This window comes from Rahnella sp. BCC 1045 (assembly GCF_019049615.1).
GTDB classification, from domain to species: Bacteria; Pseudomonadota; Gammaproteobacteria; order Enterobacterales; family Enterobacteriaceae; genus Rahnella; species Rahnella contaminans.
Window position 1 is genome coordinate 1 of the sequence record NZ_JAFMOZ010000112.1, and the last position, 23,275, is coordinate 23,275.

At 55.8% G+C, this 23,275-nt stretch carries 27 protein-coding genes and 1 pseudogene; 7 read left to right on the forward strand and 21 right to left on the reverse strand.

Going from position 1 to position 23,275, the window contains the following annotated elements:
• From J1782_RS06990 to J1782_RS07000, 3 genes and pseudogenes are all read left to right on the forward strand, one after another.
• A pseudogene (locus J1782_RS06990) lies at nt 1-478 on the forward strand (DUF2971 domain-containing protein); the annotation flags it as partial.
• Between the two features lie 40 nt (nt 479-518).
• On the forward strand, nt 519-1,859 hold the full coding sequence (locus J1782_RS06995; RefSeq protein WP_217152719.1) for a hypothetical protein: 1,341 nt from the start codon (nt 519-521) through the stop codon (nt 1,857-1,859).
• 520 nt (nt 1,860-2,379) lie between these two features.
• Nucleotides 2,380-2,949 (forward strand): type II toxin-antitoxin system RelB/DinJ family antitoxin, encoded by a 570-nt coding sequence (locus tag J1782_RS07000; RefSeq protein ID WP_217152720.1) that lies wholly within the window; start codon nt 2,380-2,382, stop codon nt 2,947-2,949.
• A gap of 203 nt (nt 2,950-3,152) precedes the next feature.
• Here J1782_RS07000 and J1782_RS07005 read toward each other — a convergent pair whose 3' ends face one another.
• The 6 genes from J1782_RS07005 to J1782_RS07030 all read right to left on the reverse strand — a co-directional run bounded on the left by J1782_RS07005 (nt 3,153) and on the right by J1782_RS07030 (nt 7,449).
• Nucleotides 3,153-3,476, reverse strand: a complete 324-nt coding sequence (locus tag J1782_RS07005; protein WP_217152721.1) for a hypothetical protein — start codon at nt 3,474-3,476, stop codon at nt 3,153-3,155.
• A 21-nt stretch (nt 3,477-3,497) separates the two neighbouring features.
• Nucleotides 3,498-4,037 carry a hypothetical protein gene (locus J1782_RS07010; RefSeq protein ID WP_217152722.1) on the reverse strand — a complete coding sequence of 180 codons (540 nt, stop codon included), beginning with the start codon at nt 4,035-4,037 and terminating at the stop codon, nt 3,498-3,500.
• 196 nt (nt 4,038-4,233) lie between these two features.
• Nucleotides 4,234-4,635, reverse strand: coding sequence for a type II toxin-antitoxin system VapC family toxin (locus J1782_RS07015; protein ID WP_371819749.1), 402 nt, complete (start codon nt 4,633-4,635; stop codon nt 4,234-4,236).
• 23 nt (nt 4,636-4,658) lie between these two features.
• On the reverse strand, nt 4,659-4,889 hold the full coding sequence (vapB, locus tag J1782_RS07020) for a type II toxin-antitoxin system VapB family antitoxin (protein ID WP_217152723.1): 231 nt from the start codon (nt 4,887-4,889) through the stop codon (nt 4,659-4,661).
• Between the two features lie 952 nt (nt 4,890-5,841).
• A complete protein-coding gene (locus J1782_RS07025) occupies nt 5,842-6,909 on the reverse strand; it encodes a Replication protein (protein WP_371819748.1) in 1,068 nt (355 codons plus the stop codon).
• Nucleotides 6,910-7,191: 282 nt separating this feature from the next.
• Nucleotides 7,192-7,449, reverse strand: a complete 258-nt coding sequence (locus J1782_RS07030) for a replication regulatory protein RepA (protein ID WP_217152724.1) — start codon at nt 7,447-7,449, stop codon at nt 7,192-7,194.
• 216 nt (nt 7,450-7,665) lie between these two features.
• Between J1782_RS07030 and J1782_RS07035 the strand changes: the two genes are divergently transcribed.
• Entirely contained in the window at nt 7,666-7,980 is a 315-nt protein-coding gene (locus J1782_RS07035) for a type II toxin-antitoxin system RelE/ParE family toxin (protein WP_217152725.1), read from the forward strand.
• The gene (locus tag J1782_RS07040) at nt 7,977-8,255 is read left to right on the forward strand and encodes a helix-turn-helix transcriptional regulator (RefSeq protein ID WP_217152726.1); all 279 of its coding nucleotides are present in this window, start codon (nt 7,977-7,979) and stop codon (nt 8,253-8,255) included. Before J1782_RS07035 ends, J1782_RS07040 begins: the two co-directional genes overlap by 4 nt.
• Nucleotides 8,256-8,311: 56 nt before the next feature.
• Here the strand turns inward: J1782_RS07040 and J1782_RS07045 are convergent, their stop codons facing one another.
• The 11 genes from J1782_RS07045 to J1782_RS07095 all read right to left on the reverse strand — a co-directional run bounded on the left by J1782_RS07045 (nt 8,312) and on the right by J1782_RS07095 (nt 19,745).
• Entirely contained in the window at nt 8,312-8,794 is a 483-nt protein-coding gene (locus J1782_RS07045) for a phospholipase D family protein (RefSeq protein WP_254302966.1), read from the reverse strand.
• Nucleotides 8,795-8,897: 103 nt separating this feature from the next.
• Nucleotides 8,898-9,596 (reverse strand): hypothetical protein, encoded by a 699-nt coding sequence (locus J1782_RS07050; RefSeq protein ID WP_217152728.1) that lies wholly within the window; start codon nt 9,594-9,596, stop codon nt 8,898-8,900.
• A gap of 256 nt (nt 9,597-9,852) precedes the next feature.
• Nucleotides 9,853-10,791: a macro domain-containing protein gene (locus tag J1782_RS07055; protein WP_217152729.1), complete on the reverse strand. Its 939-nt coding sequence runs from the start codon at nt 10,789-10,791 to the stop codon at nt 9,853-9,855.
• Nucleotides 10,792-10,987: 196 nt separating this feature from the next.
• A complete protein-coding gene (locus tag J1782_RS07060; protein ID WP_217152730.1) occupies nt 10,988-11,587 on the reverse strand; it encodes a DUF2913 family protein in 600 nt (199 codons plus the stop codon).
• A 281-nt stretch (nt 11,588-11,868) separates the two neighbouring features.
• Nucleotides 11,869-14,064, reverse strand: a complete 2,196-nt coding sequence (trbC, locus tag J1782_RS07065; protein WP_217152731.1) for an F-type conjugative transfer protein TrbC — start codon at nt 14,062-14,064, stop codon at nt 11,869-11,871.
• Nucleotides 14,051-15,070: a thioredoxin fold domain-containing protein gene (locus J1782_RS07070; RefSeq protein ID WP_217152732.1), complete on the reverse strand. Its 1,020-nt coding sequence runs from the start codon at nt 15,068-15,070 to the stop codon at nt 14,051-14,053. Before J1782_RS07070 ends, trbC begins: the two co-directional genes overlap by 14 nt.
• Before the next feature lie 14 nt (nt 15,071-15,084).
• On the reverse strand, nt 15,085-16,296 hold the full coding sequence (locus tag J1782_RS07075; protein WP_217152733.1) for a conjugal transfer protein: 1,212 nt from the start codon (nt 16,294-16,296) through the stop codon (nt 15,085-15,087).
• Nucleotides 16,297-16,406: 110 nt separating this feature from the next.
• Entirely contained in the window at nt 16,407-17,069 is a 663-nt protein-coding gene (gene excA / locus J1782_RS07080) for a plasmid IncI1-type surface exclusion protein ExcA (protein WP_217152734.1), read from the reverse strand.
• 65 nt (nt 17,070-17,134) lie between these two features.
• Complete coding sequence (locus J1782_RS07085; protein WP_217152735.1) at nt 17,135-19,276, reverse strand: DotA/TraY family protein; 2,142 nt, start codon at nt 19,274-19,276, stop codon at nt 17,135-17,137.
• A gap of 69 nt (nt 19,277-19,345) precedes the next feature.
• The gene (locus tag J1782_RS07090; protein WP_217152736.1) at nt 19,346-19,522 is read right to left on the reverse strand and encodes a hypothetical protein; all 177 of its coding nucleotides are present in this window, start codon (nt 19,520-19,522) and stop codon (nt 19,346-19,348) included.
• Complete coding sequence (locus J1782_RS07095; protein WP_217152737.1) at nt 19,509-19,745, reverse strand: hypothetical protein; 237 nt, start codon at nt 19,743-19,745, stop codon at nt 19,509-19,511. The genes J1782_RS07090 and J1782_RS07095 overlap by 14 nt, the downstream gene beginning before the upstream one ends.
• A 124-nt stretch (nt 19,746-19,869) precedes the next feature.
• On the opposite strand from J1782_RS07095, the gene J1782_RS07100 reads away from it, so the two are divergent.
• Both J1782_RS07100 and J1782_RS07105 read left to right on the forward strand, forming a co-directional pair.
• On the forward strand, nt 19,870-20,109 hold the full coding sequence (locus tag J1782_RS07100) for a type II toxin-antitoxin system CcdA family antitoxin (RefSeq protein WP_217152738.1): 240 nt from the start codon (nt 19,870-19,872) through the stop codon (nt 20,107-20,109).
• Between the two features lie 2 nt (nt 20,110-20,111).
• On the forward strand, nt 20,112-20,420 hold the full coding sequence (locus J1782_RS07105) for a CcdB family protein (RefSeq protein ID WP_217152739.1): 309 nt from the start codon (nt 20,112-20,114) through the stop codon (nt 20,418-20,420).
• Between the two features lie 22 nt (nt 20,421-20,442).
• Here the strand turns inward: J1782_RS07105 and J1782_RS07110 are convergent, their stop codons facing one another.
• The 4 genes from J1782_RS07110 to traW are packed head-to-tail and all read right to left on the reverse strand — an operon-like array spanning nt 20,443 to nt 23,266.
• Nucleotides 20,443-20,646, reverse strand: a complete 204-nt coding sequence (locus J1782_RS07110) for an Hha/YmoA family nucleoid-associated regulatory protein (RefSeq protein ID WP_217152740.1) — start codon at nt 20,644-20,646, stop codon at nt 20,443-20,445.
• 45 nt (nt 20,647-20,691) lie between these two features.
• A complete protein-coding gene (gene traX, locus J1782_RS07115; protein ID WP_217152741.1) occupies nt 20,692-21,276 on the reverse strand; it encodes a conjugal transfer protein TraX in 585 nt (194 codons plus the stop codon).
• On the reverse strand, nt 21,273-22,019 hold the full coding sequence (locus J1782_RS07120; protein WP_217152742.1) for a prepilin peptidase-dependent protein: 747 nt from the start codon (nt 22,017-22,019) through the stop codon (nt 21,273-21,275). The genes traX and J1782_RS07120 overlap by 4 nt, the downstream gene beginning before the upstream one ends.
• A 20-nt stretch (nt 22,020-22,039) precedes the next feature.
• Complete coding sequence (gene traW, locus J1782_RS07125; RefSeq protein ID WP_217152743.1) at nt 22,040-23,266, reverse strand: conjugal transfer protein TraW; 1,227 nt, start codon at nt 23,264-23,266, stop codon at nt 22,040-22,042.
• Nucleotides 23,267-23,275: the final 9 nt, after the last annotated feature.

The following is a 23,275-nucleotide window of genomic DNA, read 5'->3' on the forward strand; positions in this document are numbered from 1 at the left end:
AGTAAATATTGAATTTATTGAATGTCATTATATTATTGATAAAAACTCTGCTAAGGAGAAAGCTTTTGAACTAGTATTTTCAAAAGTAATTGAAGCAATGAGTGCTTGGTGGCAAAAAGATTCAACTCCAGAAAAAAACAAACATCTCTATTTTGATCTTAAAGAAATTATAAGTATGTTGGCCACGACATTTAAGCACTCCGCCTTTAGTGAGGAAGAGGAGATAAGATTAGTCATTAGCGATGAAATCGTCTCAAAGAAAATAAATTTCCGGGCTAAGAATAACGTCCTAATCCCATTTTATGAGTTAGAATTAGAACCCGATGTTTTTACGGGCGTAAAAATTGGTCCTGTAGATAATCAAAAGATCTCAGCACAGTCCCTGGACATTTATAACTCACATCGAACAGCTAAATTAGGTGATGATAAATTCCAGCTGGTGATAGAGACGTCAGAGGTCCCTTACAGGACGCTATAAAATTCGTTGTTAAAACGTTGTGCAGGAGCAGGAGAGAAACATGGCCATGAAACTCATCCAAAAAAAGGCTCCACGCGGGGCCTTAAAACGCTGGTTGTCTGAGGAAGAAGAAACCGCCGTCAGGAATGTCTTTGGCCGCAAGCAGGTGCGCAGTGCGCAGGAGCGCGCATTGGCCGAACACGTTATCCTCGAAATGCGCAAAAGTGAGCTCTGGCTGCAGTGCAGCTGCGTGGCCGGCGACACCCCCGCACTCAACAGTGCCAACCTGATGTCGGAAACCCAGACGCTGTTCCTGTCCGGGTTTGGCCACAGCCATGCTTCCGCCTGTCCGATGTTCCGGGTCTTTAAGGGCGACGAGGGGGCCACCCGCGCCGGAACCCGGAAGACCGCCGGTAGTAAGCGCCTCAATTACCGCGATTTTTTACCCGCCGACGAGTCGGATGCGACCATAAAGGCGCCGGGCAAGCCGGTCAGCGCAGGCGAGGACCGAACCCGCCGCAAACGCCGGCCGAGACTCGCGCGCCTGCTTATGACGCTCATTGAAGATGCGGGGCTGAACACCTTCAGCCCGATCACCCCGTTGCCGAGCCAGGCGGCCAGAACCTGGCTTGACACGCTTGCGGCCTCGGCGGGTGCGCAGGAGTTTATCCGCGGCCGCCGGCTTTCGGAAATCGTCCGCTTTCAGCCGGCGATGGGCGAAGCGGCCCAGGAAAGGCTGATGCAGGAGCTGGAACGTCCGGACGCCCACTGGCCCGCCGGAAAAGCCCGGGTTTTTTATCAAATATTCATGTCGGATCAGGTCACCCGTGAGCATGTGACCTTCGCCTGGAACGGGGGAGAACGCCGGTTTGTTCCGGAGCGGGGTGTTAGCATCAACGGGGAGTCGCAGGAAGGCCTGCGGCCGCCCTACTGGGTGATCCTGGCCTTTAAGCGCGGGACTGAAGGGGGGCTGATATGCAGCGAAGGGTATGCGCACGCCCTGTTCCGCCGGAACTGTCCGGTTCCGGTAGACAGCGGGCTGGAGCGGCAGACGCTGGAAGGGATCGCAGAGGTGGCCACCTGGCTTAAAGGCAAGGCGGGCGAGCTTACCCTGGTAAAACCCCTGTTTGATATTGAGGTGAATGTTGAGGGTGAGAAAGGTTTCGTGCTGCCGGATTTTATCATTCAGGCCAGAATGCCGGACGGTCGGGAACGTAGCGTGGTCATTGAGACCATGGGATACACCGACGACGAGTACTGCGAACGGAAAGCCGAGCAGCATAAGGGAATGCGGACGCTGGGACCGCTACAAACCGATCCGCCACGCTGGCCGCAGGAAGTAGACAAGCGCTTTACCAATCATTTGTACGGGGTCATGCTGAATGTGGGTCATGAATACTAATTACCAACACTGTAATACAGTCCTGATGGATATCAGAGACTCCGCTACCTGTAGTGTTTCTGTGCACCGCCTGAGCGGAGTCGGGGCAGGGTAGGTAGTCCTGGTGTAAAGCCCAATTCGTTGAAATCAGTATGATGTTGTCCCCTGGGCAATCCGACATAAACCTAATTGAGTAATGTTTCAGAAAGGCCAGCAGCCTGGAGAGATAGGCGAAGGTTGATCTGCGCCCACCGAACATCTAAAGCCGAAGTTTCAGCAGAGGCCGTATCATTATTCATTTTTGCCGTTCCGAACAATTTATTTGTATATAGTGAATAGTATTGCTATACATATGTATATCGTTATTCGGAGGGAAAGGTTTCATACGATGAAAAATCGAAGAGATAACTGTCCAGTTGGGCGAGAGGAATAATGCCAGCGGCAACTATTAACGCATGGTTTAATGATGTTATTAAAGCGCAGGCCTACGAATTACTTAAATTATCCTAACTCAATAAACTCATTACAAGGAAAATTAGCAATGGCAATGTCTCAAATTAACGTGCGTATTGATGAATTATTAAAAACAGAAACGGATAGTGTATTTCAAACGCTAGGTATTAGCCCTTCACAGGCAATTACCATGCTATATCATTACATCGCAACAAATAAAAAACTGCCTTTTTCTGAAATTAAGCAAGTAAAAACACCATCTGAAACAACAGCATACATAATAACGCGATTTAATACGGCATTAGAAACGCTTCTCTCTATAGGGCGAGACATGTTAGAGGAAAATGCACTGGACGGGAAAAAATTAATTATTCAGACCACGCAGTTGCGCGACATCCAGGGGGACGTGATATGCAACATTATTTCTGTAGATAAAAACGAACGTGATGCGCTCTATCAGGCCCTTACAGCGCTAAACGAGGCTACAAGCGCCTGTACGGGATTACTCAATTTCGGGTTCGGCATGGTGACGGTAAAGGTCAAGCCGGAAGAGGAAGAGCGTTTAGCGGCTACAATCGAGTCGTTTCACACTCAGCTTAGCGAGCTGGACATAGAGCCGGAGGTGTGTGCAGCGATAAGGAGAACGAGGTATGTCTGAATTGAGCTGCACCTTCATTCACTATCGCATTTGAGTCCCGTGACAATGAATTAAAGGGTCCGCTAGGAAAATGGAAAGAACTGGGCAAGCGTGGAGGTATATCCTGGCGTCGTTAATTGGGAAGCACCTTAAGATAGAAAAAAAGCCGACGTTCTAAGCACGTCGACTGGACAACCGCAGCTTCGGTCAGTATGGCTCTTTGATTATCCTAGGAATTCTGCCAGCGCTCTACCAAGCTTCTCAAGCTCGTTGAATAAGCTGAGTTCCTCTTCTTCAATCTCAAACGCAAATTCGTTGTAACGAAATTTATTACTATTACTGCACATTTGTTCGATCCGAGAGCGAGTCGCTTGGTTAGCCCCTGAATCTGCCATATATTGTCTGAACGCGTCGGGACCTCCCTGCATGGCCCTCGCCATGCTTTCTGGCGTCATGGTTTGTGGAAGCATGGTAATCCTAGCGTCATTTGCATAATTCATGACATAAGTATTGGCCGGAGGAATTCTTCTTAATAATATTGTTTGCATTATCGTCCCATTCAGTGTGCTTCAACACACTTTGTTAACATTTTGCGAATTGGTTATCAAGACCTCGATGCTCATATCTTGATGTCGTGCTGTTGGTGTCGCGGTGATCGAGATTCCGGCAAAGTTGGCCCATGTGTATTGTTCCGATGGATCCATTCCTGTTGTTTGCCACAACGGCTCACTATCCGGATTTGCTTCCGATGTCGTATCACTCATAACCAGATAATATGGTGCCGTTCCTACTGTGAAGACCTGAAGTGGCGCGTGTATCGAAATTCCGAATCTCTCTCCCGTTATTCTATTTCTCCAGACACATAATATGTCTTTATAACCGCCGTCCGCTATTAAGGACGTTAAATCGTTCGTTTCAACTGAGACGGATTGAGATCCAACTTCAGCCATCAGTACTTTATTTGGAGATTTGGTTGATGAAATTAGAAGATTTTTGCATTTAAAACTTTTTTCCGGGTTTTCTCGATCAACCCGATATAGACCATAGAGACTGCGATCAAAGCTTACGTCAGAATCGTTTGTAAAGTTTATGGTATAGGTTCCAGCCATGTTGACTCCCTATAAGGATTGTTTTGAAATCACTTCTCGTATGTTACCGGCAACTGCTCGCCCCAGACCCTCATACTACATTAGCTGTTAGTGGGGTTTGAGGTCCAATGGGGCGCAAACCCCTTAAAGACAAAATACACGGCGCGCTGAAATAGCCTGCCGGGAAATTTCAGAGATTATCTTTTAACTCATCGGCTTACTTCGCCCAGTCTTCCAGCTTCAGGCCCGGCACTCGCTCAAACTCCCGCGTATTATTCGTCACCAGTATCGCCCCCACCGATACTGCATGTCCGGCAATGGCGGTATCATTCGGTCCGATGGGTGTCCCTGCCTGACGCAGTGCCACCTTAATGTCGGTGGTCGCATCCACTGCAGCCCGGTCCCAGGGCAGAATGGCATCGAGGCGGGCGCAGAATGCGTCAACCAGCTGAATATGACGCGGTGAGGCTTTCGGCCCGCTGGCGCCAAAGCGCATTTCAGAGTAGGTGATGGCTGATACCACGATACGGTGATTGCGCAGCACCGCCTGTTCAAGGCGTCCCAGCACCGCTTCGGGCTGTTCGCGCATGATGAACGAGCAGATGCAGGTGTCGAGCATATAGATCATGTTTCTGGTTTTTCTCACAGGTTAAAGCGTCCTTCGTCGCTGACAACGTCCTCACGCTCCGCCATAAAGTCCGGATCGGCATTTTCAAGCCCGGCGAACGAGCCCCAGGTCGGCCGGACGGGGCGCAGAATGATGCTGTCCCCTTCACGGGCGATCTCGAGCTCGCTGACGCCGTCAAAATCCAGATCGCGGGGCAGACGGATGGCGCGGTTATTGCCGTTCTTGAATATCGATACGGTTCTCATGATGTTTCTCCTGGCCGATCGGCCTTTATGCTTTTACATATACCAAGTATAGGCCAACACTGTGAATGTGTATAGCTGTAGCATATGCAGATGCAACGCATATGTATACTGTTACTACAACGTAGCCATACTTCACCCCTACTTCAAGGTGGCTATATTTTTATGCGCATCGCGCATGAAGGCGACAACGTTAGCTGTTAATGTCGCAGGAGGTTAGCGTCGCCGTACGCCCGGCGTAGCCGGTCAGTGACCCGAATATCCCCCAGTCCGCCCCCCGCCCTGCCAGACCGTTTTTAAAAGAGGCTTGAGCGTGCGAAAGCCGATATTGCGGACTTTCCGCAACGAAGATGCTTAACGGTCGAATGACAAAAGAATCTCCCCGCAAAACTAGTTACAACATTCACTGTTCCTGATTCTTTTATCCGGCCGGGCCTGTTGCCCGACCGGGTAAAAGACGCACGGCCAGCGAAAACAGTCACTTTGTTTAGGCAGGACTTTGATACCTGCCCGAAACAAGGTGGAGGGTGCTACCTCTTCTTTTGCCTATTTCTGCGTTGCTTGCATGAGGATTGCCCTGAGCAAAGCGAAGGGAGCTACTCCAGATGCCAGGCCGAAGGCTGGCTCAGGAGTACTCTTTCTTTAGAAAGCATGTTTTGTTCAGAAGTAACGTTCGAAATTAATGAAGTAAAACAACCTTGTTCGAAGTTAATTGCATCTTGTATGTCCGTGCGTCGGCAATCTGCCTCATCCCTTCGAAGTTAATCTTCAATTTTTGAAACAGAACGACGGGATGCCGTCAAAAATGGGTGTTCTGGCGTCATAAAGGGTGTTGAAACCTGAATTGCGGGCACGGGAAATCCTGCCCGGCTCCCCGCAAGCGGAAAAGAGTCAGCATGTCGTGCGCGAAAATCGCGAAATGAGAAGTAGGGGGAAAGTAATAACGGGGCTCAGGCTATGACAGCGGGACGCCGGCGCGTTCGAGCAGCATCCGGTAGTATTTTTCGCTGTCCGTGGCCAGCAGCATCGGGAATTCGCTCTTAAGCGCGCCCTCGAGCTGCATCTGGGTAACCATCGTCAGCTGGCCACCCGCCGTATAACGACGCCAGGCATCTCTGTAACGGTTAGCGCGGACGTTATCCGGGCGTATACGCTTCACTTTTGGGGTATGCGCGGCCAGTGCGGTTTCGACATCCGACATCACGCGCTGCTTTTCAGAACGGAGTTCCGGACTGACGACCCAGCGTTTAATTTTCTTCAGGCGGTTTTTCAGAGAATGGTGGTTATCGAGACTAATGCCGAGGCGGGCCATCTTGAGCTGGTGACGCTCATAGCGTTCACGCATGGATTCAGCCACGCCCGCCGCAATCGCCCACTGGCGGTATTTGTGCAGCCCCTGGCGAACGTTTTCTAACGTGATACCGCGAGACGTAAAGTGTTTTTCCGTCAGGAAAATGCGCATCGGTTTGTACTGACCCGCATCCGCGTCTTTTTCACGGTGCACGACAACGTAATCCAGCTGTTCCATCACGCGCAGGGCTTTGAGCAGGACGTCATAAGATTTTCGACCGTTCTCATAGATATGCAATACGCCCATATGGCGCGCAATTTCTTCGACGGGAAGCAGGGTTTCAAACATATATTCACTGTCAGGGCTGTAATCGCTGTTCGCAGCCAGAACGAGTGAAAGGGCTGTCAATGCTTCACGGCTTTCAGAACGGGGGGTAGAACGCATCGGTTTGGGTTTAAAGGACGGATCGAACATGCGGGAGTAAGGCGTATAACCTATACGACGCAGCTCAAGCAAATCGTTATTGCGTTTCCAGTCATGCCCACGCAGGGCGCCAACCATTCTGGCCGCCATACCACGGGGTGTTTTTTCATTAAATGCAGGCTGGTGGTTACGATGTGTTTTGGATTGGCCTTTACGCAGACGATTAGCCTCGCCCCGACGTGAGGGACGATAAGCACCTGCGGGCGCATCAGAGACTAACGCTGAAAGCGGAATTGCATGTTCAGACACAGCTCCCAGCACTTATGTTGGGATGCAGGAGTTGACCTTTAAAAGGCATAAATCTATACTCCCTGCATAGAGCAACAAACTCTATACAGTTTTAGTGAGCCCCGTTAATCTTATCGACCCGCCAAAGTTGAACAAGATTATCGGGGTTTTTGCTTTTCTGGGTCTGGAAAACTTACCTCTCAGAACCCATTCCCTGCCACCTTGCGGCGTGGCTCACCAAAAATTATCTAACCGATCAGCAATCTAGCACTCAATAACGAAAGGATCAAGAAGGTAAGCCCACTAAGCTAAATTCCTGTCTCGCGCTTCACGCTCTATCAACTGTTCAAGTATTTCCGCCTGCGTTAAACCATCTTCTTCACACATGCTCATAAGCAGTTCTTTAAGCTGTGGTTCGATGAAAACTTTAACCTCTTTATGCGTTGCTCTTTTTCGGGCAGTTGCCATCCGCTGCTTTTCAGCATCGCTGAGAGCATTGCCTTTTCTATAGGGCCGCTTAGGTTTCGATGAGGAAGTAACTGCATTTTCGATATGTGACATTTCTGCCTCCCCAAGGATCAAAATAGGATCAATTGAGAAAGCCTACTACAGTTTCTGTAACTCAGCAGCATAAATAGCATTTTGGCATTCCCGTTGGCGCGGGATAGCTCGCAAAAATGCACAGAAGGATCAGTGACTGGGGTTCATAATCCTGTAGGGTTAGCCCTTGAGCTAATTTAGCTTTCAAGCTAATATTTCTGCTTAGGGGGAAACATCGTGTTCACTGTAATTTTTCATGACGAAGCCGAAACAGAGCTGTTGGCATTGCCTGTTCCAATTCGGGTTAAAATGACCCGACTGCTGCAGAAGTTAGAAGCAAACCCACGCCTGCTCAGAGAACCCGATACAAAACCGTTAGGAGACGGGTTATTTGAGGTCAGAACAATGGGAACTGACATAGCCCGTGGGCTATGGGTATATCAAAGCGGTGAACGCATTTTTCTACTGCGGATCTTCATTAAAAAGTCCGTGAAAACGCCCCGCAATGAGATAGAACTGGCCTTCCGCAGACTGGAGGAAATGAAGAAATGAAATATAAGACACTGGATCAAATCCATGCCGCATCGATGCAAGACCCGGAATACAGAGCGGTATATGACGCGGAAGTGGCATTAGAGCGCTTGCAGGAAACACTACAGTACTGGCGTGCTGAAGCGGGGCTAACTTCCGCTCAGGTAGCAGAACGGATGGGTGTAAAGCCGCCGACGGTCAGCAGGATGGAAAAAAACGCAACAAAAATGAGCTATGAGACGCTCTTAAGATACGCCCGCGCCTGCGGTGTTAGCTTCAGGCTGCAACAAATCTGAGCTTTCTTCCGAGGAGGTCGCTGATTTTATCGGTATGCCTCCCCGTTTTTTTTGAATTAATACGAGGATTTCCAGTCAGTGCCCGCATCCCAGCGGGACTGCCAGTGTGCGAGATAGGTTTGAGCCAGAGCCGGCAATCCGCTGACCACCAGGGCGTTCTCCGAATTCGCCTCCGCTGCACTTTTCGTATAGTTGAATGACCCCGTTTCCACCGTTTGTTCATCGACAACAATCACCTTGTCGTGGCTGATTTTGTACTTGCTGATGGTGCGTACAGGAATGTCAGCATTGACCAACAAATTCATTGCGGCAACACTGGCTTTTCCTTTGTTGCCCTTCTCATCCACCACCACCTTAACGTCCACGCCCCGTCGCTTCGCAGCGACCAGCTCTCGAGCTACCTCTGGTGAGGTGAAGGAATATCCCATCAACCTTAAGCTCTGCTGCGCATTATCTATTGTTCGCAAAACCAGCTGTAACGCGCTCCCCTCCGGAGAAAAACCGACATCTATGGAAGGGGTCGCCAGCGCTGTGCCCATAGGTAAAAAAAGTGCCGAGACTAAAGCACCTGCGAAGAGATATTTATTCAGCATTATTGCTCCAGAAAAAATGGCCGATATTGGCCCGAAGATAAGGTTCAGCTCACCCCGGCATGCAATTGCAGTTCGCCGGAAGCCTGTCGTAATTCCTACGTTCGTGGTGAGTGATAAGCACGGCGGCGAGGCAGATAATGATGAGGATCACGACTATCCATTTATCCTTTCTCGGTACGGGGGCATCCTCATCAGCTTTCTTAGCGTCGGCATGCCCGTGGTGTTCTGGCATATCTTTCGCATTCTTAGCGCAGGAACGTGACTCCGCTGAGCATTTCGACATTTCAAAGTCCGCAAGTGCGTAAACCTGGCAGAGCTGCCAGCGTTCGCGGCAGGTAGGACAGGTCACGGGTACGTATTCCAGTCTGCCCGTGACCGTGCTGCCCTGCTCGGCACCGCACAACGCATGCCACATCTCTGTCTCGATGTGCGTCATTATCTGGCCGTACTGCCTACCGTTATGTTGAATCCGTCCATCCACTTCCAGCACGTGGCGAATAGGGCGCTTCAGCCTGTATTCGCCCGGAGAAACTACGGAATCCAGTAATATAAAGCGCCCTTTCCCGATATCCGGCTCGAACTTAAACTCGACGAGCGTTGCGCAGCCAGGGATCTCACGTAACGACAGTTCCAGCCAGTCCGGATCGGTACCCGAGGGCGCGTCAAAAAGTACGGAGGAAAATTCCACCCCGTGGCGGGCATAATCGCCGTCATACGGCGGGTGCAGGGTGATGGTTACCTCAGACATAAACACGCCTCATGACTTTCCGACCATAAGATTATGCGTACCTCACCGCGATAAGAACTCATTCGAACCGCCGATGTCATGAGGGCGCTGCCCTCGGGTGAGAAACCGACGTCAATGGAAGGTGCCGCCTGTGCCTGAATAACGGGCAGGCAAAAGACCACGGCCGCAAAGGCCGCGCAGAGTACTTTTTTGTGCATGGTATGTTCCTGAATAATTGAGAGGGGCATAACACCGGAACGCGCCGGCATGAGGGTATTTAAAAAGAACGGACAAAAAACTCGTGCAAGGTAAAGGTGGCCATCACGCTCAGAATGAAAACCAGGGCCAGACACAGGGCCAGTCCCCCGAGGGCACCGGCATTTTCTTTGAAGGTTTGCCACCGGCTCCGGGTCGGTTCTGCTTCACGAACCGGGCCTGTAAACGCATCCGCGGGGACTGCGCCGGTCGAGCCTTCGTCGCACTCCCGCTGGACGATGATGACTTTCCCCTGAAACGCTGACGCCCGCGCCGCGCCGGTAATGGCCGCCAGGCTCAGCGCCGGGTCCAGCCCGCCGTTGCCACAGCCGATAAGAGGGAAGGCAACGGAGGAGAAGTTATGTTCCGCGGCCAGCCTGAGCGCCGCAAGAGTGCAACGGAACACGATGTCCGGCGAGCTACGCCATAAAAAATTCAGGCCGCCAACGTGAATAACCGGCCGGTTTAACGCCCCGCCCTCCGTCAGCGTGGCCGTTCCTGGCCACATCAGGCCCTTGCGGCTGACCTGCCGAAAAGGCACGGTGCCTGCAATACGCTTCAGTTGCCCGGAGACGCCGCCAGGCATCAGAAGCCAGTGAGGAATGAGGTTGAAATTCCACGGATTGACGACGCAGTCCGCGTCCTGCTCAAAGAGGTCGCCCTTCACAATCTTCAGCAGCGCGCCGTGGCGTTTAGGCACAGGCAACCCGTAAGGCAACGTATGCTGCCCGGTGCCGGCCTGCCCTTGCAGCAAACAAAATGCTCCTTCTCCGGTTTGTGCGTCCCAGGTCAGGTTGTCGGGTTCTTCTCCCACCAGTCGGGTAATCGCTACTTTCAGCGGGTCATAGTGCAGGCCGTGAAGCGTGCGAAATCGGACGCGCTGGTAGGGTTGGCCAGACGTCAGCAACGTACAGCTCCGCACGTCAATAAAGTTAATAAACAGAGAGTTCTGGCTGTCCATTTTTGTCCTCAGTTTAGTTCAAAAGGGTGTAGCGAGGCCGGTGAAGACGAAACCACCGGGTGGAATACAGGAAAATATGGTGTGGAAATGGAGGGAAGAGCTATTCAGACGCCGCCGCATTTAACAAAATTTAACGCATCACCATCAAACTATGGCCCACCACCGCGGCAACATTCAGCAACGAATAACCAACGGCTCAAGGCGATTTCGGCACATTTGCCCACAGGTAGTGCAGGAACTGTGTATTGTTCACAGACTCACGCCGCCAACCTGCTCGTTGCAAAACGATATCGAGCCCTTCTATGTTGCCCGCAACACGAACCGGAAACGCTTTTACCTGTCTTCCTTGTGAATCAAACCCGGTTTCGAGTTCATACTCATTAAGGTAGATGCTCGATACGGCGGGGTTTATATTCATCAATTTACGCTGACCCCACTCATCCTCGCTGAGTACGTTATGCACCCAGCCGGTAAGACGCGTGGCGTGTAGCACGTGCTGAAGACGGAACAAGTCATTTTGCATCAGTAACGCTCCACTACCGGCACGCCATAAGTAGGTCAACTTTCCAGGCAGGTCGGCCAACACACCTTTCTCTCGTCCTTCCCTGAGGAGCCAGCGAATATGATCAGCAGTTTCTTTCGGGAAACGCTTCTGTTTTTCAGCAGCCGCCAACCAACGGATTAGATAAAGGTTTTCCTGAGAGGATGAATGAGCAACCCCGTCCTTTCGTGCCAGATGAAGAGCAATCAGGCCACACCAAGCCAGATGACCGATATGCGCGTTATCTATTTCCATATGTCCTTCTATTTTGTGTCTGGTTGATAATGCTCAAAAAACAACCTTCCGGTTGCTGAAACTATTAAAAAATAATAGAGGCCGCAAAATAAAAAACGCTTTCCCGGTAGCCCTTTGATGGAGCGATGACTTCAATGCATACCTCTGCATGCGAGCGATTTCACATTAACTTCGGCATTTATTGGCATTTCTTTAAGGGCAACGAAACCGACATTTCTGCAAGATTGCACTTTGGGTTTATCCAGTGCGTATTGGGCGAGGAGGATGTCAGAGAGCAATGGTTAACTGTCGGCCTCCGGGGACCGCCCCTGAGGCAATGACACGTGGTATTGCCCTGCCTGTTCGATAGCCCGGATATTTGCCCCCAGCACGCGGGGGACGCGCAGGCGGGCACGGTAGCCTCTTCCCCGCGCGGGCAGACTCTGCAACACCATCTGCCACAGTACCGATGTCCGCACCGGCTCTGATGGCGGCCGCGCCCAGCTGTATTCGCACTCCAGCGCAAATTCACCCACGGCGGCCAGGGCCGGGTCTGTCAGAACCAGTGCCGACGTATCGTGCGTCCCCGGTTCCTCCCCGAGCATGCGCAAAATGCGCTGCACCTTGTCCGCCCGCACGTAGCTGCGCCGCTGCCTTAAAGGCGCCGTGGCCAGCAATTGGGCATCAGACGGTGGGGCCACCTCCACAAAGCGGTTAATGCGCACCGCTTCCTTCGTAAATTTGTCTGCATCTTTGATGTAAAGCGAGCTGCCGCGGAGGACCTCGCCCTTGAACAGGGTCACGTTCTCTCCCTCCTGCAGCGCCTGCACTTCCTTCACGTCCACCTTCTTCTGCTCACGCAGCTGCACCCGGGAATCGTCTCCCCAGCTGCCGCCGGCCAGCCCGTCCTGGCGAACCATCGCGCTCATCTCCGCCCGGTATTCGGTGCCGGCCATCAGCTGCAGAATTTCCAGCGTGTCCTTCGGATCCATGATTTTCCCGGTAATACGCGTGCCCATGTTGGCAATCAGCGTCCATACCGCGTCACCGGCCGCCGATTTCAGACGCTGCACCTCCTGCCCGGCCAGCAGTAAGCAATACCCCAGCGAGCGAATTTGCGTCGCCAGCTCCCCCAGTTTCTCACTGTAGCCAGCGCCGACCTCATCAATGATCCACAGGAACGGGAAGCGGTCTTTGTATTTGCGCACCTTCATGATGTCCTGCGGACGGCCTTCCAGCTTTTCGCCTAAGTCCTGGCTGAGTATCATCGCCAGCTGCGACTGATACAGCCGCCCGAGAGTGGAGCCTTCGTTGGCGGAGATTTCCAGCGCGGGCACCAACACGATCAAAATACGGTCGTTGTGCACCACGTCGCGCAGGTCGATATCGCCGGCGTCGCGGGCGAACACGTGGCCGTAGGTGTCGTTAAACAGGCTCAGCATGCGGGTGAACTGCTGCATCAGGTAGCCGTGCTGACGGTTGGCCTCCGGGTCCCACTCTGAGGGGCTGGCCACCTTGTCCATGTCGAAACCGGCCAGCGTGCTGAGGTAGTTTTCCAGCACGCGGCAGATGTCCTCATGCCACTGTTCGTCCGTTGCCTGAATGTACAGTTCCGCAATCTTGCGCAGCGGCAGGTACGACTGGATGGTGCGCTGCGACATCACCGTCCCTTCACGCCGGCACTTATAAACCAGCGCAAAAACCAGCGCCTGGTTCATCGAGCGCGCCTTCTCCTGCCAGCCGCCGTCGCCGCTGCCGGTTTTCGGCAGCATCGAGTCCATCAGGTTGATGATGTATGTTTCCTGCGCGATGCCGAAGACGCTAGTGGTGTTAGTCTGCGGCCGGCCCTTGACGTCCTCCACCATCTCCTGCGCCCGCGAGCGGCCGCCGGTAATAAAGTTCATGGTGCGCAGGTCGTCTTCACGGCCAAACCGGCGGGCGAGCGAGGCGGTGCCCAGCTGGACGTCGTTCTGGGCCTTATGGTCAGATAAAATCAGCCCCTTCCCCCAGCACAGGGCGTTGAACACCCAGCCCAGCAGCGTTTCGGTTTTCCCGGCACCCGTTGTGCCGAACATCAGCACGTGACGCGTCAGGTCATCCATCGACAGCCAGAGTTCGCGCCCGGCGTCTTTGCCCCGCAGGTAGCCCGCATACAGGATGCCTGCCGCGCGGTCGGTGTGGATACGGATGTTCGTCACCGGTAAAAATCCCAACAACTTTGCCGGGACCTGCCGGCCGGTGGAAGGGTCATTCCGGTTCATGTCCGTGGGCATCCGCATCGGCATCTTCCAGCGGCCGGCCGGTGCCGTGACCATCGACCAGAACGCCACCACCAGCACACTGAATAACAAAGAGCTCGGATAGAGGATGCCGGTCACCAGCGCCGCCCCTATCCCCCCCGCCAGCGTGCCCGGCAGTGAGAGGGTTTCGTTAAGCCAGGAAGCCCCGACCCGCCGGCTGACGCGTTCGCGTTCTACGCCATAGTTACTGTCCGTCATGCATGTCCCCTTCCGTCAAAAAACGCTGCAGCGCCTCAGGCGAGGCCAGTGCCGCCTGCGGCACGTAGCGGCCGTCATCCGAGATTGTCCAGGGCGTCCCCGGCAGGCGGTAAGCCCTGAAGGCCACCTCGTTAACACCCACCGCCGCCCGGGCCATTTCGAGCGCCGCCGCGTCAGGCGTCTTCACGCCGGCTACCGGCACGCTGCCCGGCACCCCCACGCCGGCGTCAGCTGAAAACAGCTGCTTCCACGCCGCCGGGCGCTGCGACAGCGGCAGGGCCATCACCGGGGCAAGCGCCGCCAGGGAAGCGGCACCGCCCTCTACGGTAACCGGAAAAATCTCCACGTTGACGCTGTCCGAGGCCGCCTCAAACAGGCGCTCCATGCGCTGGCAGTTCGGACACTGCGGGTCTGCGAATACGTACAGCGTCCGCGCGTGGCCGGCCGACATCGGCACGGTAAAGACGCCGCGCGCCGCGGCGTGCTCAAGCCTGGCGGGCAGCCCTGCCCGCACCGCAGCCGGTAAGGGCCAGAGGGTCGTCCGGGCGGCTACCGGCGCCGGAAGGGCGCCGCCAATATGGGTGTTACCCGCCACATTCAGAGGCCGTGAGCCCGCTGAACCGGGATTCAGCACGCTGTGCGGGTGAGTATTCATGAGAAGCTCTGACGCTGAGCCGGATGGCAGCGAAAGCGAACTGAGCCCGCTCACCCAGGCTACGGAGGCCAACGCCACGGCCGCAACGCCGCCGGTCAGCCACCGGCGGGCCGCCCGCCGCTTCTCCGTCCCGGCCAGCACGCCGGTCAGGCACGTCAGCAGGGTGTCGGCGTCTTCCCCGCGGTACAGCGGCGTCAGGGCATTGTGGACATACAATCCGTCGCTGCGGACGACGAACCAGGGAAACGGCCGCAGCCGGCAGGTAAATACGCTGCGGCGCGCATGACGAACGGTCAGCAGGCTGCCGGTGATTTCGGCCACAAACTGCCCTTCTTTGTGTGTGATATTCATGGTCAGGTCCTGTGTCAGACGGTCTCATCGTCTGCGGGGAAATCGGATCCGCCCTCGGCGGGCAAATATAAGGCGTCCGGGAACGGCACGTTGCGTTCGCGCTTCGCGCGGGCGGGCCGCACGTCGCGGGGGTGAACGAGCCCCAGCATTTCGAGCTCCATCTGCAGCCCGGCCACGGCCTCCTCCGTCATCAGCGGCGGACGCGGCAGTCCGAGCCGGGCTGCGTGCTGCTCGGCGCGGGTCTGGGCAATAATGCCCGCCCCTTCAACGAAAACCTTGGCGGCGTCGGCGGTCTGCAGGCCGTACCACAACGTCCGGTCAACGCCCTTCAGCCAGCGGAACCGGGCGGGCGGCAGGCGCAGGTCCCGTCCATACAAACCCGCCAGCGCGGCACGCACCGTGCCGTGGGTGGCCAGCCATTCGCTGACGCCCGGGCAGGCCAGCACGCGGGCCACCTGCGCTTCGGAAGCGGCCCAGTCGGGGACGCTGCGAAACTGCGGAGGCCGGAATAGCCTTTTCACCATGCACGAGCGGTTGAGGTCGTCGAGCAGCGCCTGGGCCGCCTTGCGGTCGCCGGCAAATACCTGCAGGCCGAAGGCAGCCAGCAGGGCACGCTCGTGCAGCTGCCACTGCACGGGTGGTGACATAGCGGGCCCCAACTGGGCATCAAACACCGCCCGGGCCGCGTCGCGGTCGAGCACGCGGCGGCGGATAAGGCCGTGTTTTTCGGCAAACTCTTCCGGCTTCTCCGCCCAGGCATTTCCGGGGGTAGTGTCGTTCATCAGCCCGTCTGCGTGATGATTGGCCAGCACCGGTATCACCGAGGGGGCGAAGGTGGCCATCACCCGCGGCAGGGTGTGAATGGTTATCCAGCGCTTGCTGCGAAAACTCAGGCCGGGATGCAGGGCCAGGGCCCAGCCGCTGACCACGCACAGCGGCACCATCAGCACCCACAGAATGCCGGCGGTGGTGTTCATCACGCCCCACCAGTCGCTGACGCTTACCGCATCGGCGCCGTTGCCGGTGGCTGCCAGCAGGTTAATGCGCACGGCGGCGTAACGGTGAATTTGCGGGAAGTCGGCCAGCCGCCAGAGCCAGTACAGCAGCCAGCAGCTCCCCTGCACGATATAGCTGAAAAACAGCCAGAAGAGCACGCCGACCAGGGCGAGGACGACAAAGGGTATGGCCGCCTCATTACTGGCGGCCTGAGGAGAATGTGTTTGCATGAGGGAGTTTCCGGAAAGGAAAGCGGGGCCGGACGGCCCCGCGAAATACGGATGTAAAAACACCGGCCGGAGCCAGTGTCAGAAGAAAAGCGTCAGGGGGAAATGCAACGTCAGACGGCCTGAGGCACTACCACATTGTGTTCGTATTCCACAAAGTTGCTTTGATGCGCGACGTACAGCGGCCACGGCTCCTGCGGAAACGGCTCTGTGTACCGGTTATGATTCATGGCACCCAGCGTGTTAAACAGCTCTTTCGCGACGATGGGATGGGCTGTAACGCTCAGCACCGGCACGTCAGGCATGCGGGTATTAAGGCGCAGAGCGCTGCCTTCCAGCTCTCGGTTAGTCCAGCTGCGCATATCAAGGCCCACCACGTCGATGACGCCCTTTTTAACCATATGGATGTAAAGGATGTTGCCATTTTTAGTGTCGATACCGAGGTACTTACCGCGTCCGGCATCCATCACCTGATGTTGTTTCTGCGGATTGAAACGGTCAGGCCGGGTCAGCATAGTCACTATCTGATTGAGCACACGGCGGCGGCAAACTTTGCCGTAATGACGGACGCCTAATGGAAACAGGATTGCTAGCCACACGAAAAGAGAGAATAAGTAAAACTGCCCGTCGGCGTGTAGCATTGTCTTCCCAAACATACCAACAAGAGTTGCAGCTGCGATAAAAAGTAAACTTGGCAAAGCAATAAAATAATAAAGAACCCGAATTAAAGCCCAAACAAAATCAAACCAAGTATCATGACGTTGCACAACTTTCATGGTATTCCCCTGCCGCATTTTATATGGTTAAATTATACCCTTAACTGTAAATAAAACCAGTTATTTCAACGTATACCATCCTCATTTCCGGGAGGCGCTTCACGGTTTGGCACGCTCTGTAAACCTGGCACTTTCCGGGCTCCTCCGCCTGCTGCTCCAAACATCCCTTTGACGTCATCCACCAGCCCTCCCATGATGCCCGCCATGCCGGCACCGCCGAGGAAGGTGATCACGTAATCGGCCAGCGTCGCCTGCAGCCCGAACACACGCGTCACCGTAAACGTCGCAATGCGCGCATAGACCAGCAGCCAGCCGAGCATTTTCACCAGGCCGATGATCGAGTCCGCGTTCGCATTGGCCAGCGCCGTCCCAAACAGCAAATTCAGCAGGGTTCCCGCGGCCATTACGGCCAATGACGCAAAGAAGAAGCCCAGCACCATCAGGGAGGGACGCAGCATCATGTCGATCAGGAAGATATAGCCGTAGGCGCTGCGGCTGCCTTTATCCTCCTCCGCCCCTAGGTGTGTGACCGACCACATCGGCCCGGCGGCGCAGCCCACCATCACGCTGACCAGCCAGTTAGTGGCCCCGACCATCCAGTAGAGGAAAGGCACAGCCGGAAGAAAGATGGCCAGTGAAAAGCCTGCGGCAAACAACAGCAACATTAAAAAGTAAAACGGCGGGGAAAGTTCGGTCAGCACGTCTTTAGCCACCCCACCCAGATTAACGAATGTTAATTTCCCCACCGTGCCCAATATCGAGTTATCCGCTGTCGACGCCGCCGCAATAGCAAGCGTGTAAGCCCCCAGCGCCGACTCAGTGGCGCCCAGCGTATAATCCCCAATTGTCTGCATTTTGATCAAAGGATTAACCTGATCTGAAAAATCCGCCGATGTCCCTATTTTCCAAGTTGCCACAGTGTCTGTAAGCTTTTGCATGGGATTCTTAAATAAACTAACGAACACGGCTCCAGGATCAGCAGCGTTCACTGCTTCCCCGTCATCCTTGGCCACCTGCGAACCCAGCGGCGCGGTATAGGGGCTGTTCTGTATCTGCGACCGGTAAGCGGTCAGCACTTCGTCATACAGATCGCCGGTGCCGGTCTCGCCTCGCAGGCTGGGCCCCGTGGTGACGGGCGTGGCGTTGGCCACCTCGTTGGTTTTGCTGTTGGCCGTGGCAAAGGTGTGATACCAGGCGCCCAGCGACAGCCAGCCGTAGGCCTTGAGCTGACTGGTCAGCTGCGTCTGCAGCGTGTCGTTATTATTGAGCTGGGTCAGCGCATAGTTCACCGACGTTTCATAGGCCGCCGCCGCGCCCTGGATAATGGTCTCAGCATCGACAAAGGTGCCGGTATCCTGGTCACGCCGGCTGAGGTACGTCGTCACGAACGCCTGAGCCGCCGCGTCCAGCGTGGTCTGCATGGTTTTGAGCGCCTGCCGCTGGGCGGCCGTCACGCTGTCCGTATTGACGGGAGACCCGAAAATGGCGCCGAGCGCGTAGGGAGAAGACACAGGGATGCGTGCACTGCCGCAAATCGCGCTGCCGTTGCCAATCGTGTAATCACCGTCGTCGCCGGTCACCGCCATCGGTGCGGTTTTGGCTACCCCGTCCTGATACAGCATGGCCAGCTGTGCGTTGTTGGCGTATTTGCACAGGTTCATTTCGAATACGGCCCGGGCCGCCGAACGCGTAGAGGGCGCCGTCGGCTGCACCACCAGCGACATGCCGCTGCTTATCATATCAGCCGCTTTATCAGTGAGGATATTCGCCCCACCCACCCCCATCGTGGAAGCGGCCCACAGCATCACCAGCTGGGAGAGCGACCACCCGGATGCTGTGGGGACAAGGGTGATAAAACCGGCAAAGCTCATCACGGGGTGGAGCATCGAACGCCCGGTGCTGAACACTTTGCCGTCCTGCCCGCTCTTAAACAACGTTTTGAGCGTCACAATCAGGAACCATGCCATCGCGACGGTGCACAGATAGCCGTTGAGCGTAGCGAACAGCGTTCCAATCAGGGTCGGCTCGCCGGGTTCAAACGGGGAGACCACCACGTTGCCGAATATCATCACCAGCGCCTGGCGGGAGAGGTCTTGTGTCTTGCCGGCGGCGTCGCTGATGGTCTGGTAATCGACGCCGTCGGCAAACGCCGGGCACGACAACACCAGCAGCACAAGCATTGCCTGTAACTTTCCGAAGAGTTTCATGGATTTTCCGCGAAAAAAAGCCGGACTGCGCCGGCGGAGTGTAACGGGATGAGGTCGCCTGTCGGCAGGCTATTTATGGCGATTGAACATCGGGGGGAAGCGCTTAAAAAGCCACGCACCGGCCCGGAAGACCACAACACAAGCCACGAGCTTTAACACTATTATCCCGGCTGCGATGCCCAGCCATCGGGCGATATCACTGGCCGGTGCCGACAGGAATGTTTTTAAAAAATCAGGCATCTGCATTGCTGTTTCCTGTTACCACGCGGGTTTGAGAATGATGCCCCGCTAACCACAGGAAGGCGTCAGAAATACCGGTGCACAAAACGAGCAAGAGCAGCACCCCGCCTCTTAACACCTCAATGAGCAGTAGAAACGCAATAATGGCAAGGCCAAACGCCAGAGTAATATCGCCGGCTGACGCAGACACGACAGCGTCGTAAACGAGGGAAATGTTGTTCATTTTCATAAATATCTTCCGATGTGCTATTTCCCAGACATGGATTTTGCATGGAAAAATAGGAGGTGATTTTTGTGGTATACTCAGAGCACGTGTCATTAACACGTGTTAATTCGTTAAAAATGGGGAAACAATGCCTACAGCCACTATTCAACCGAAAAAAACGGTCAGCGTGACGCTTGAACCCGCCTTACTGCAGCAGGCGCGCGAAGCGGGGATTAACTTATCCGCGACGCTCACCGCCGCGTTACGGCGTGAAATTCGCACCGGAGAGGCAAGCCGCTGGCAGCAAACCAACAGTCAGGCTCTGGATGAACTAAACCGCATTACCAGTGAACATGGCTTACTGTCTGACGATGAAAGGACCTTTTAAACATGCAGTACAGCGTTTATCGGAACACCGGAAACAGCAGGGTCTATCCATACTTACTTGATGTGCAAAGCGACATTATTGGTGCCCTCAATACGCGGCTAGTGATCCCTCTGTTTCCGATGACGCTGTTTCACGGGACCCCCGCCAAAACACTGAACCCAATACTCAGCATTGAAGGCGATAATTTCGTCCTCATGACGCATGAAATGGCAAGTGTGCGCCTCACACATCTTGGCGAAGAGGTACTCAGCGTTCATGAGTATCGTCAGGTTATTAAAAGCGCACTGGATTTCCTTCTCGACGGGTTTTGATATCTCTCCCCCACATGCTTTCTCATTTCACAAATTGCCAGACATGCGCAGGCACGCGGTCAAACAGCTTCCCCGCCGCGAACTCAGCCTTGCGGTGGTCGTAGGCACCCGTCATTTCCAGGCTTTCTTTCGGATCACCCGCGTACTTCAGGCGCTCGTATACCTTTTCCAGCGTGTCGGGCGTTTGGCAACGCCGGAATTTCAGTAACCAGTCATCTTTTGTCATCAGCGTTATCCCAAAATATGAAATTTCAGCACCCGGTTCGGGTGCTCATTGATACATTCCGGCGCTCAGCACCCGCCTGCACCATTTGGTCTCGTTCAGAAAGTCCCGAAAACTGCCCTTCTCTGACGCCGACACCCGCTTTTCTTCCAGCTGCCACAGGCGGTAGTTCATCGCCAGCGCCTGAACGAAACCGGTAGCACTGATGGCCCCGAGTGCCAGCAGGACGCTGACGATGCGCAGCCAGCCGGTGGCGTTCACGTCCCGACCTGCGGCCATCAGCATCAGCAAAAATCCCGCCGCCGGTAGGCCAGTCAGCCACATCAACCCCCACCAGATAAACAAGTTGAGGCGAAAATTACGCCGAAGCTGCGCGGGCGACAGCCCGCTGTCTGCCACCGCCTGTGCCCAGTCCGCCGGCCGGTAATCTCCTACTACCCTGCCCGACGTGACATCACGCAGGCGCGTCCACAGGCGTGTCGCATTCCTGCCCGTGTAACGCAGCACCCGCGCCGTGTCAGAGACGGGCACAAAAACATTCAAGGCCAGCCAGCCGGCGCCCTTGAGCGTCACGCCCGCTTTGGGGGCCTCCGTTGCCGTCTGCTGGCCGCGGTCTCCGCTCGCCCTGTTCATGACGCTTCTCCTGTCTGTACCGGCACCGGCTGGAATAACGTGAACGGCTGAGAGTGCAGCGCGCTCAGCTGCAGCAGACACTGCGTCATAAAGGTGTACAACGCTTTCAGCTCCGGGTCTTCCAGGCAGCGGATATCCGGCGTCAGAAACAGTATCTGTCCTGGCTGCCGGCGGAGGCGGCGTAGATTAAACCCCGGCCCCGCCTGAAAGGTACGCGTCACGTGCGGGTGCGCAAAGGTCATCATCCGCAGGCGGATGGCCAGCGCCGCTTCGCCGGCGCCTTCATGGGTAAGCAATTCACGGGCTGACTTCAGACTGGGGTTATACGGGAACTGGCGGCTCCAGCGCGCAATGAATGTCCACAGGTCTTCGGCCCACAGCGCTGTGGCAAGCCCTGGCAGCCCACAAAATTGCCCGCAGTCGTCCGCAAACGTCAGCACGCAGCGCATCAGAGACGGCGTCAGCGCAGCCTGTGGCATCAGGGGAAACAGCCCGGAGGCCACCACGGCAGCCCCTTCCGAAACGTTCACGTCCTGCAGCTCCCCCAGGATATCCCAGCTGTCGTGTATGCCATCCAGGCCGGGCATCAGCCGCCACGCCCGCCACTCTTCCCCGCGGTTACTCAGCCAGAACTGAGCCCAGAGTTCACCGCAGGGGTCGAGCACCGCCACGGGGCCCTGACCGGCCTCAAGCGTGGCGTAAAGGTCGCGCCCGTCCGGCGCAACCCAGTTTTTTGTCATCATTTATATTCTCCGTATTAGGGTTACTGTGCGCTGACGCTGACGCCGGCGCCCATCTGAGAAGACAATGCCTGCAGCTGCGGCGCATAGTCCGCCTTTGCCGCGAGGGCCAGCTGCTGGCCCGCAATGATGTTCCCCTCGCGCAGCTCATTTTTGATGCCCAGGGACAGCCAGTTGCCAAGGCTCTGCTGACGGGCCACCTCGCGCATCAGGTTGTCGCCGCTCATGGCCTGCAGATCGGTATTCCAGGCGATGTTGGCATAACGCCGCCCCACCTCGAACGCCTCAAACTCACGCTCACTCATCTCGCCGGTCTGCTTTGCCTGCGCGGAGGCCGTTTGCTGGTAATAGGTCGCGGCCGACGGCGCCTGCAGCGCATCAGCCAGTGCGTCACGGGTCGCCGCCTGCGGCTGACTGGCCGCGACCATATCGAGCTGCGGCTGCTGCGCTGCACTCTGTATGGCTTTGTACTGGGTCAGCAGCCCCTGATATTCCTGACCGGTGGCGGTCTGAATTTCTCCCTTGCCCGGGGAGCGGCCGGCGTCTGCGCGGGCCGCGTTGTTCAGGTACGCCATCGCCGCGTCGGTCTGCGCCTGGGTAAAGGTCAGCTCCGGGACCTTGCCGCGCGAGCCGGCGCCGTCAATCAGGGAACGCAGCTCGGTATCCCCCCCCGGAAGGACGGACGCGCCCTGACACAGCGCGGTGCCCCCGTACGCCTTTTCTTCCTCCGGCGTGCAGTAGGCCGCGTGTATCAGGGCGCTCCGATACCCCCCCTGACGCGGCGATACCGGCAGACTGGCCAGCGTTTCCTGCACCGGCGCACTGGAGACACCGCCGCCGGAGGCAAGCGTTGAGGCCGCCGCCCGCGTGCCCTGGCTCACCTGCATGGCCGTGCCCGAGGCCGACTCGCTGCAGATGCTGTCCGGCACGGTGTAAGCCGCCCGCGCCGCCTCCAGCCGGTCGGTCTGGCGGTTAAAGTTCTCCGCCTCACGCTGGGTACGGGCCGCTTCAGTAATGGCCGTAGTGGTTTTGTCACTCGACTGCACCACGGCGGTGCCGGTCTCCTGCTCGACGGAGAGGATTTCGCCAAGCGTCGCCTGCAGGGTGGTCAGCGCGGGCATCACCTGCGTCGTGATGGGGATACTGCTCATCTCTTCCGTTGGGTAGGAGAATGCGCAGGGCGAAAACGACGACAGAATGCAAGCCGCAAGCAGTCGGCGCCCGGCGCGGTCGCGTAACGTTTTTTTCATAAAGGCTCC